Genomic DNA, 8,799 nt, shown 5'->3' with positions numbered 1-8,799 from the left:
TGGCTTTGTTCTTCAGATTGTTGACTTTGGCTTCTCCAATCAACGCCCATCCAATGAAGCACGTCAAATCACTCTCATCGCTTCACTTACTATTGCAGGAGTTGCGTCGGTCATTGCTGCGGTCAAAGGTTACCGATGGCTTCGAGGTTGACGATTCGAATTGATGAGCATTCAGGAGCGGACCGGCGTTACCTTCATTGTGGTCAGTCATGATCAGGAAGAAGCGATGACATTGGCCGACCGGATTGCCGTGATGGACAAGGGAGCGGTCAAGCAGGTTGGCCCACCCGGCGAGGTCTACGAGCATCCTGCCAGCCGGTTTGTCGCCAACTTCCTTGGGTCGATGTCGCAGTATGAGGCACGTGTGACCAAAGTGAACGGCCAGAACGCCGAGATCGAGGTTCCGGCATTCGGGCGGGCCGTGCAGGCCGTGACGATCCCCGATCTGGTCGCCGGCGAGCCGCTTACCCTTGCGATCAGGCCAGAGAAACTGACCATCCACCACGATCGCCCCGATGGCCCCAACGTGATTGAGGGCGAGATCAAGGATCTGGCGTATTTCGGCAAGGACAGTCTTTACCGGGTGATCCTGCCGTCTGGAGAGTTGTTGTCGGTTCATGCCGTCAATGCCAAGCGCAAGGGCGACAAGCGCCCCGATTGGCACGATCGGGTCTGGATCAGCTTTGATCCGGCTTCGGCCATATTGCTGCGGGACTGACATGGCCGAAACCCGCCTTTCCCGTTGGTTCAACCGCAAAGGCTGGTCAGATCTGATCATCGCGATGCCGTACCTGTGGCTGGTCCTGTGGTTCATGGTGCCGTTCCTGATCGTGCTTGCGATCAGCGTGGCCAGCCAGAAGCCGACGGCACCCCCCTTTGGCTATGGGGGCGAGGACCCGTGGATCAGCCTGCGAGGCTATCAACGCCTGTTTACCGATGACCTTTACATCCGGTCATTCTTCATTTCGTTGATGAATGCTGGCTTGGCGACGATCTTGTGCCTGCTTTTGGGGTATCCGATGGCACTGGGTCTGACGCGGGTATCCAAAAGCTGGCGCAGCATCTTGTTGATGCTGGTGATCCTGCCATTCTGGACCTCGTTCTTGCTGCGGGTTTACGCGTGGATGGGTCTGATGGGCAAATCCAGCTGGTTCAACCAGCTGTTGACCGACATCTGGAATTTCGTGGTGCCGCTGAACTGGGCACTGAAATCCATTCCGATGATGAACACCAACTTCGCTGTCGTTTTGGTGATGGTCTATACTTATCTGCCGTTCATGATCTTGCCGCTGTATTCCAGCCTTGAGCGGCTTGACCCGACGCTGGACGAAGCGGCGATGGATCTGGGCAGCCGTCCGTTCCGGGTGTTTTTGGATGTCACCCTGCCGCAATCCATGCCGGGTATCATCGCGGGCGGCCTGTTGGTGTTCATTCCCGCCGCCGGGGAACTGGTGATCCCGACCCTGGTGGGCGATGCCTCGTCGCCGATGATCGGGCGGGTGATCGCGGACGAGTTCAATTCGGCGCGCGACTGGCCGATGGCCTCGACCGTGGCGGTGGCGCTTTTGGTGCTGATGGTTCTGCCCACCATGCTGTACAGCCGCTATCAGGCAAAGGCCGAAGGCAGGGAGGCCGCGAAATGAACCGCCGCCCGGTCTTTCTGATCACCGTCCTGTGCTTTGGCTTTGCATTCTTTTACATCCCGATCCTTTCGATGATGGTGTATTCGTTCAACGGATCGCGGCTGGCCACGGTCTGGGGCGGGTTTTCGACCAAATGGTATGTCTCGCTGTGGACCAACAAGCAGGTCATTGCAGCACTATTGCTGTCGCTGAAGATCGCACTGGTATCGGCCACCATGGCGACGATCCTGGGCACCATGGCTGGCTTTGCGCTGGCGCGGTTCACCAAATTCCGGGGGCGGTTTGTTTTCTCAGGGCTGGTGACGGCACCTTTGATCATGCCCGAGGTGATTACCGGGATATCGATGCTGATGATGTTCATCTTGCTTGCCGACTGGACCGGATGGCCGGGGCAGCGCGGGTTCACGACGGTGACGCTGGCGCATATCACCTTTTCCATGGTGTTCGTCACCACCATCGTGCAGGCGAGGCTTGGTCAGGCGGACCGGGCGATCGAAGAGGCCGCGATGGACCTTGGGTCACGCCCCTGGCAGGTTCTGCGCGATGTGACGTTGCCCACGGCTTTCCCGGCGATTCTGTCAGGCTGGCTTCTGGCATTTACCATCAGTCTTGACGACGTCGTCATCACCTCTTTCACCACGGGGCCGGGATCGACCACCTTGCCACTTTTGATCTGGTCCAAGGTCAAGCTTGGGGTTACGCCAGATATCAACGCGCTGGCCACGATCACGGTCGTCGTCGTCGGTATCGGGGTGGCGCTGGCGGGCTGGATCCTTAACCGCGCCGAAAAGCGCAAGCTGTTGGAGGAGCGCATGGCGTTCCGTAGCAATGAGTGATCCTGCATATTTGTTAAGCTCTCCGTTGGGCGAACCGGGGTCGGGCCGCGTGCGCTATGGCGCGGCGATGGCGCTGTATCAGGCGGGCAGGATTTGCGCCGCCGCACTGGAGGTGTATCGCATTGCAGCCGCCCATGACGGGCGCGATCCGCGGCCGATGCTGGCAGAACGCGGGCTGGCCGCACCTGTGCCCGCAGAACCGGAAGGCGGTGCCTGCCTGGCCGCCCTTCTGGCCGAGGCGGACCGCTATCTTGCTCGCCTTCCCGGCGACGGGCCGGTCGAGGTGCGCCAAGGGATCGCACGATGGACAGGGCCGATCGGGCCCCAACCGGGGCCGTCCAACCCCGTGGTGGACGCCCATATGGGTGTAGCATTGGCCAGTCTTGCGGCTACCCATCCGACCCTTGCCGGTTGCATCGGTGACGCTGTGCGCCACCTGACTTGGGTCACCTATGATCTGTATCCCCGCGCCGAGATTGGTGAGGATTTTGCAAATGGCCATGCCTTTGCTTCGATCATCGGGGGAACTGCACCCATAGTCGCAACGGACTTTGACCTTGGTCTGTTCCTGATTGCACCAAATGTGCTTTACCGCGACCATTGCCATCGCGCCCCAGAGCTTTATGCGCCGCTGACCGGACCACATGGCTGGCGGTTTGGTCCTGACCTGCCGCTGACCATCAAACCAGCGCATCAACCGGTGTGGAACCCGCCCGATCAGCCGCACCTGACCAAAGTTGGCCGGGTGCCGTTTCTGTGCCTGTTCGGCTGGACCCGCGATGTGAATGAACCTGCCCGGGTGATCCAGGCCAACGATTGGCCGGCGCTGGAGGCGCTGCGCCTTGGCTGATCTGGTGATCCGCAACGCAAGGATCCGCACCATGGACCCGGCCCGGCCCTGTGCCGAATGGGTGCTGATCCGCGACGGGGTGATTGTCGGTTTGGGAACCGGGAACCCGCCAGACGCAGCGCAATCGATTGACGCAGGCGGGCATCTGGTGCTGCCGGGATTTCAGGATGCGCATATCCATCTGTTGTCTGGTGGCACCGACATTTCCACGGCCGCATCGCTGTATGATGTGATGACAGAGGCCGCCCTTTTGGCAACGCTTGTGGCTCATGCCACTGCCAAGCCAGGTTTGCCTGTGGTGCTGGGGACCGGCTGGCAAGCGGGGATCTTTGGCGACCATAACCTGGCAGCGGCCGTTCTGGACAAGGCAATGTCCGACCGACCGGTGGTGATCTACGACAGCTCGGCCCACAATGCCTGCCTGAACAGCCGGGCTTTGGCGATGGCCGGCATCGACAACCGCACGCCTGACCCGCCGAATGGCCACATTGTCCGTGATGCGCAGGGCCGCGCCACCGGGATGCTGCATGAGGAGGCCATCCCTTGGGCCGTCAGGCGGCTGCCGCAGTTAACCGATGAACATCTGTTGCAGGGATTGTTGGCGGGGCAGGCCGAGGCCAATGCCCATGGCATCACCGGGGTGCTTGACCCCTGCATCACTGATACCGAGGTGCGGATTTATGGCCGCGGGCTGGCCGATGGACTTTTGACCCTGCGGGTGGCTGGTGCTGTCCTGGTGACCGAGGCCGACACGCCCGACACCGCCGTCAGCCGCCTTTCCGCCCTACGTGCTGCGCACCCCGGACCCGATCTGCACCTGCATTCGGCCAAGGTGTTCATGGACGGCGTGTTCGAGAACCGCACGGCTGCCCTGTTGGCACCCTACGCCGACGCCAATACGGGCAACGCGGCTTGCATGTTTGGCGCGGAGCAGATCAATGCCCTGTTCACCGCCCTTGATGCGGTGCGGTTTGCGATTCATGTCCACGTTATCGGCGATGCGGCTGTCCGCCGCGCAATCGACGGGTTGGAAATCGCGCGGGCCGCCAATACGCCTTGGCCTGCGGCGCATCAACTGACCCATCTGCAACTTGTGGACCCTGCCGATTATGCGCGCCTGGCCCGTGTTGCCACCGCGAACATCCAGCCGCTGTGGGCGCGGCTTGACCCGGTGATCCCGGACATCGCGCTGGACATGATCGGACCCGACCGGCGCGGCGATACCTATGCGTTCCGCAAGATGCTGGACTGTGGTGCCGACTGGTGCCTTTCGTCCGATTGGCCGGTCAGCACGCTGAACCCGTTTGAAATCATCGAAACGGCGATCACCCGGCAGGCCCGGTTGGTCGACCACCCACTGGCCCCGTTTCTGCCGGATCAGGCGCTGACGGTCGAGGAAGCTGTCATGGGCTATACCGTTCGGGCCGCCAATGCCTGCTGGCGAGGTGGATACAGCGGAATGCTCAGGCCCGGCTTTTCCGCGGATATCATCATTCTGGATCGGGACATCTTTGCCTGCGAACCGTCTGCCATTTCAGAAACCAAGGTGCTTTTGACGCTGTTCAAGGGAAAGGTGGTTCACCAAAATGAGAGCTTTCCGGCAGTAACCAGCCAGTTACATTGGCCAAAGTGACCACGATCCAACTAGCATGATGGCAAGGTACTGCCCTTAGAACTGGCTTGCAGTCGACTGATGGGGCTAGGCGAATGGGCTGCATTCTGGCCTGTGGGCAACCAACGGGCGATTCTTGCGCCGTCAGATGTGAACGGAGCGTTATCGCAACTCGTTATTCTGCCAGCTCGCTTTAGCCTCGGCACAACGGCACACCACACTTTGTGACTAGAGGCTCTCGCCGCCATCCAGAACAAGTGCGTGGCCGGTCATGAAGCTTGAGGCATCAGACGCAAGGTAGACGATGCTTGCAGCAACTTCTTCGACCGTCGCCCAGCGTCCCATGGGAATAGAGGACGCGACATAGGATTCAAGGGCGTTGCGTCCTCCCATCTGCGCTTCGAAACCCTGGTTGAAAGGCGTGTCGACAAAGCCGGGGCACAGTGCATTGCAGCGGACATTATCTGCCGCATAGTCGGCGGCGATCTGGCGGGTCATCGCGATGACCGCATGTTTGGTTGTGGCGTAGGCTATCATTCCGCGGTCGATCTGAACGCCCGAGTTCGAGGCCGTGATGATGATCGAGCCTTGGCGGGCTCGCTGCATATGGGGCATCGCCGCGCGCGCCGCGATGAAATGGGCGCGCACGTTAAGCCGCCAAGAAGCGTCCATGTCGTTGACGCTTGCTTCGGTCAGCCGACCGGGCACCTGAAAGCCGGCATGCGAATGCAGGATGTCCAGCCGCCCCAGCGCTGCCACCCGGTTGATGGCTTGGGTAACCGACGTCTCATCGGCGGCATCAAGTGCTATGCCCTCCGCCTCGCCACCTGCAGCGCGGATGTCAGCGGCGACCAAGGCCGCCCGGTCGCCATCAAGATCGGTGACCGTAACGCGCGCGCCGGCGCGGGCCAAAGCCAGCGCCCCGGCCCGTCCGATGCCCGACCCGGCACCCGTCAAGAACGCGACCCGCCCGGCTAGCAACATCACCGAACCCCGCCCTTCTTGCCGCTACGCAAGATCACCTGGGCCGCCACCAGCAGGACCAGCGATACGGCCAGCACCATGGTGCCAATGGCATTGATTTCCGGCGTGACGCCCCGACGGATGGAGGAAAACACGTAGATCGGCAACGTCGTCTCGGACCCGGCGACGAAGAAAGCGATGATGAAATCGTCAAAGCTGAAGGTAAAGCTGAGCAGAAAGCCCGCGAGGATACCGGGAAAGATCAACGGCAGGGTGATCTGTCGAAAAGTGGCAAAGGGTGTGGCGTATAGGTCGGACGATGCCTCCATCAGGCTGCGGTCCATGCCGGCAAGGCGCGCACGTAGAATGATGATCACAAGGGCCATGGAAAACAGCGCATGGGTGGCAATCAACGAACCGTAGCCCATGGCAAGCTGCGGCGCCTGACCTTCGGGCGCGAGGCGTGCCAACATCGGATTGATCCAGTCAAACATCGTCACCAGAGCGATAAGGGTGGCGATGCCGATGACGATGCCCGGAACCATGACGGCCATGTAGATCAGCGCATCCGCGATCGCGCGGACCCGCCCCTTCATGCCCTGCAGTGCCAGTGTGGCCATGGTGCCAAACACACTTGCGATCAGCGCAGAGGACAGCGCGACGACGAAGCTGGTCCAGAGCGCCTCCATCACGAAGGGGTTCGACAGCGCTTTGCCATACCATTGGGTGGAAAAGCCGGTGAACTGGCTTGCATGGCGGCCCGCGTTAAAGCTGAAGATCGCGATGACCGCGATGGGCAGGTAAAGGAAGACATACACCGCCAGGGCGTAGATGCGCATGCCGGTCCCCTACATCAACGACAGGTCGTCGCGCGCGCCGCCAAGGCGACGCATCAACCACATGTAAGCCGTCACGGTGATCAGCATGATCACCACCAACGACACCGCGACCGATGCCCCAAAGGCCCAGTTGCGCGATTGCAGGAACAGATCAACCAGCGCGTTGCCGATAAAGAACACCATGCCGCCACCCAGAACTGCGGGGATCAGATACTCGCCCATCAACAGGATGAAAACCAGCATGCACCCGGTGGCTATGCCGGGCAGCGACAGGGGCAGGGTCACTTGCAGGAAGCTGTGCAAAGGGGGGGCGCCCAGGTCAGCCGATGCCTCCAGCAACCTTTTGTCCAGACGCTCCAGGCTGACATAGATCGGCAGCACCATCAGCGGCAGATAGCCATAGACGATGCCGGTCAGCACCGCGAAGGGCGTGTTGATCAGCCGGACGGTGCCAAACCCGAGCCATTCGATCAGTGCGGGCAGGCCCTGTCCGCCCAGAATGAAGATCCACGCATAGCTGCGGATCAGGATCGAGGTCCAGAACGGCACGATGACCAGGATCAGCAGCACCGTGCGCCATTTGGGATCGACCCGCATCGCAAGGAAATAGGCAAGCGGATAGGCGATCAGCAGCGCCAGCAGGGTGCCAAGGGGGGCAAATGTCAGGGTATTGGCAAAGGCCGCCCAACGGGACGGCAGGTTTGCATATTGCTCGAGGGTAAAGGCGGGCACGTAACCGCCCGCCGCCGCCCGTTCACCAAAGCTGAAGATCACCACAAAGCACAGCGGCAGCACCAGCATGACTGCGAACCAAAGCCCCGCCGGGGCGAGGAGAAGCCATGTTGAGAGCCGCCGCTGCATCTTTTCAGGCCGACTTGAACCGAGCCATCAACTCGGCGCGGTTGGGATCGGTCAGCGTCGCGGCGGCGCCGAACTCCAGCGCGCTTAACAGCTCTGCAGCCGGATACAGGATCGGGTCGTTCAACACCTCAGGCGGCAGCAGGGCGTTTACCCGGGCGTCGGCCACGGGATAGCCGTGGAACAGCGCCTCTTTGGCATTCACCTCGGGCGTGAGCATATAGTTGATCAGCGCATAGGCCGCGGCGCGGTGCGGCGCGCTTTTTGGAACGGCGTAGAAATCCGACCACAACTCGCCACCTTCCTTGCCCAGCACATAGACGATCTCGGGCATGTCGCGGTTCATCTGCTTGGCATCCCCGGTCCAGCAAATCGTCATCCAGGCATCACCAGACCGCATTGATGGCTGGTAGTCCGAACTGATGGCAAACAGGTGCGGCTTGGCGGCCAACAGCAGTTCTTCGGCTTTGGCCAGTTCGGCAGGGTCAATGGAATTGAAGGAATAACCAAAGTACTTCAGCGCGTTGCCGATAGTGGTCAGCTGATAATCATGCACCATGGTGCGGCCAGAGAAAGTTGTCTGGGTCAGATCCCAGAATTCTTTCCAAGTGGTGGGCGTGGTGCCGCCTGTGTGGTTGGTGTTGACCGCAAACCCGGTGGTGCCCCAGTTCTTGGAAACCGCGTAAAGCTTGCCGTCCACCGTTCCCGGCCCGGCAAATCGCGGATCAAAGCTGGCGGGATCGTAGTTTGGCAGAAGCGCCAGATCCAGCGGCTCGATCAGGTCCTGTTCGACGTAGGTGGTGATTGTGTAGTTGGTCGGCACGAACACGTCCCAGCCCGACCCGCCCGCTTGCAGTTTGGCCAGCATCTCTTCGTTCGAACCAAAGACGTTCACCTGTACCGCAGCGCCGGTTGCCGCAGCAAAGGCATCAAAGTTCGCCGGATCGTGATAGTTCGGCCAGGTCGCAAGGATCACCCGGTCACCGATGGCATCCTGCGCAAAGGCCGGGCGCGGAAGGAAGCCCGGCATTGCAGCACCAAGGGCGGCACTTGCGGCCCCCAGGCCCGTCATCCCCAGGAAATGGCGGCGGCTCACCGAGCCGTTCTGAAAGCGCCGCAGTTCTTCCATGAACTTCTGACGCGATATGTGGTCGATCTTGTCGGTCATAATTGACGTCTCCCCGTTGGTTGTGTCCGA

Annotated in this window: 9 protein-coding genes; 5 read left to right on the top strand and 4 right to left on the bottom strand. The window is 60.9% G+C overall.

Features of this window, described 5'->3' with window-relative positions:
- The first annotated feature begins 163 nt into the window (after positions 1-163).
- The 5 genes from RMO18_RS04425 to RMO18_RS04405 are packed head-to-tail and all read left to right on the top strand — an operon-like array spanning position 164 to position 4,962.
- Positions 164-718 carry a TOBE domain-containing protein gene (locus RMO18_RS04425; RefSeq protein WP_309664165.1) on the top strand — a complete coding sequence of 185 codons (555 nt, stop codon included), beginning with the start codon at positions 164-166 and terminating at the stop codon, positions 716-718.
- A gap of 1 nt (position 719) precedes the next feature.
- Positions 720-1,643 carry an ABC transporter permease gene (locus RMO18_RS04420; RefSeq protein WP_309664163.1) on the top strand — a complete coding sequence of 308 codons (924 nt, stop codon included), beginning with the start codon at positions 720-722 and terminating at the stop codon, positions 1,641-1,643.
- Positions 1,640-2,479, top strand: a complete 840-nt coding sequence (locus RMO18_RS04415; protein WP_309664161.1) for an ABC transporter permease subunit — start codon at positions 1,640-1,642, stop codon at positions 2,477-2,479. Before RMO18_RS04420 ends, RMO18_RS04415 begins: the two co-directional genes overlap by 4 nt.
- Positions 2,472-3,329: a dimethylsulfonioproprionate lyase family protein gene (locus RMO18_RS04410; protein ID WP_309664160.1), complete on the top strand. Its 858-nt coding sequence runs from the start codon at positions 2,472-2,474 to the stop codon at positions 3,327-3,329. Before RMO18_RS04415 ends, RMO18_RS04410 begins: the two co-directional genes overlap by 8 nt.
- On the top strand, positions 3,322-4,962 hold the full coding sequence (locus tag RMO18_RS04405) for an amidohydrolase (RefSeq protein WP_309664159.1): 1,641 nt from the start codon (positions 3,322-3,324) through the stop codon (positions 4,960-4,962). The genes RMO18_RS04410 and RMO18_RS04405 overlap by 8 nt, the downstream gene beginning before the upstream one ends.
- Positions 4,963-5,169: 207 nt before the next feature.
- Here the strand turns inward: RMO18_RS04405 and RMO18_RS04400 are convergent, their stop codons facing one another.
- Genes RMO18_RS04400 through RMO18_RS04385 form a run of 4 tightly spaced genes read right to left on the bottom strand, consistent with a single transcriptional unit; the run spans position 5,170 to position 8,769 of the window.
- Positions 5,170-5,925, bottom strand: coding sequence for an SDR family NAD(P)-dependent oxidoreductase (locus tag RMO18_RS04400; protein ID WP_309664166.1), 756 nt, complete (start codon positions 5,923-5,925; stop codon positions 5,170-5,172).
- Positions 5,925-6,743: an ABC transporter permease gene (locus RMO18_RS04395; protein WP_309664157.1), complete on the bottom strand. Its 819-nt coding sequence runs from the start codon at positions 6,741-6,743 to the stop codon at positions 5,925-5,927. Before RMO18_RS04395 ends, RMO18_RS04400 begins: the two co-directional genes overlap by 1 nt.
- A 9-nt stretch (positions 6,744-6,752) precedes the next feature.
- A complete protein-coding gene (locus tag RMO18_RS04390) occupies positions 6,753-7,604 on the bottom strand; it encodes an ABC transporter permease (RefSeq protein ID WP_309664156.1) in 852 nt (283 codons plus the stop codon).
- A 4-nt stretch (positions 7,605-7,608) separates the two neighbouring features.
- Complete coding sequence (locus tag RMO18_RS04385) at positions 7,609-8,769, bottom strand: spermidine/putrescine ABC transporter substrate-binding protein (protein ID WP_309664155.1); 1,161 nt, start codon at positions 8,767-8,769, stop codon at positions 7,609-7,611.
- Positions 8,770-8,799: the final 30 nt, after the last annotated feature.

The organism is Tabrizicola sp. (assembly GCF_031377265.1).
GTDB lineage: Bacteria > Pseudomonadota > Alphaproteobacteria > Rhodobacterales > Rhodobacteraceae > JAUYQR01.
Note: the sequence above shows the minus strand (reverse complement) of the source record. Positions and strands in the feature narration are given on the sequence as shown.

Coding starts and splice junctions, on each gene's coding strand:
- RMO18_RS04425 (WP_309664165.1), top strand. CDS start 164: ATGAGCATTCAGGAGCGGACCGGCGTTACCTTCATTGTGGTCAGTCAT.
- RMO18_RS04420 (WP_309664163.1), top strand. CDS start 720: ATGGCCGAAACCCGCCTTTCCCGTTGGTTCAACCGCAAAGGCTGGTCA.
- RMO18_RS04395 (WP_309664157.1), bottom strand. CDS start 6,743: ATGCGCATCTACGCCCTGGCGGTGTATGTCTTCCTTTACCTGCCCATC.
- RMO18_RS04410 (WP_309664160.1), top strand. CDS start 2,472: ATGAGTGATCCTGCATATTTGTTAAGCTCTCCGTTGGGCGAACCGGGG.
- RMO18_RS04385 (WP_309664155.1), bottom strand. CDS start 8,769: ATGACCGACAAGATCGACCACATATCGCGTCAGAAGTTCATGGAAGAA.
- RMO18_RS04400 (WP_309664166.1), bottom strand. CDS start 5,925: ATGTTGCTAGCCGGGCGGGTCGCGTTCTTGACGGGTGCCGGGTCGGGC.
- RMO18_RS04415 (WP_309664161.1), top strand. CDS start 1,640: ATGAACCGCCGCCCGGTCTTTCTGATCACCGTCCTGTGCTTTGGCTTT.
- RMO18_RS04390 (WP_309664156.1), bottom strand. CDS start 7,604: ATGCAGCGGCGGCTCTCAACATGGCTTCTCCTCGCCCCGGCGGGGCTT.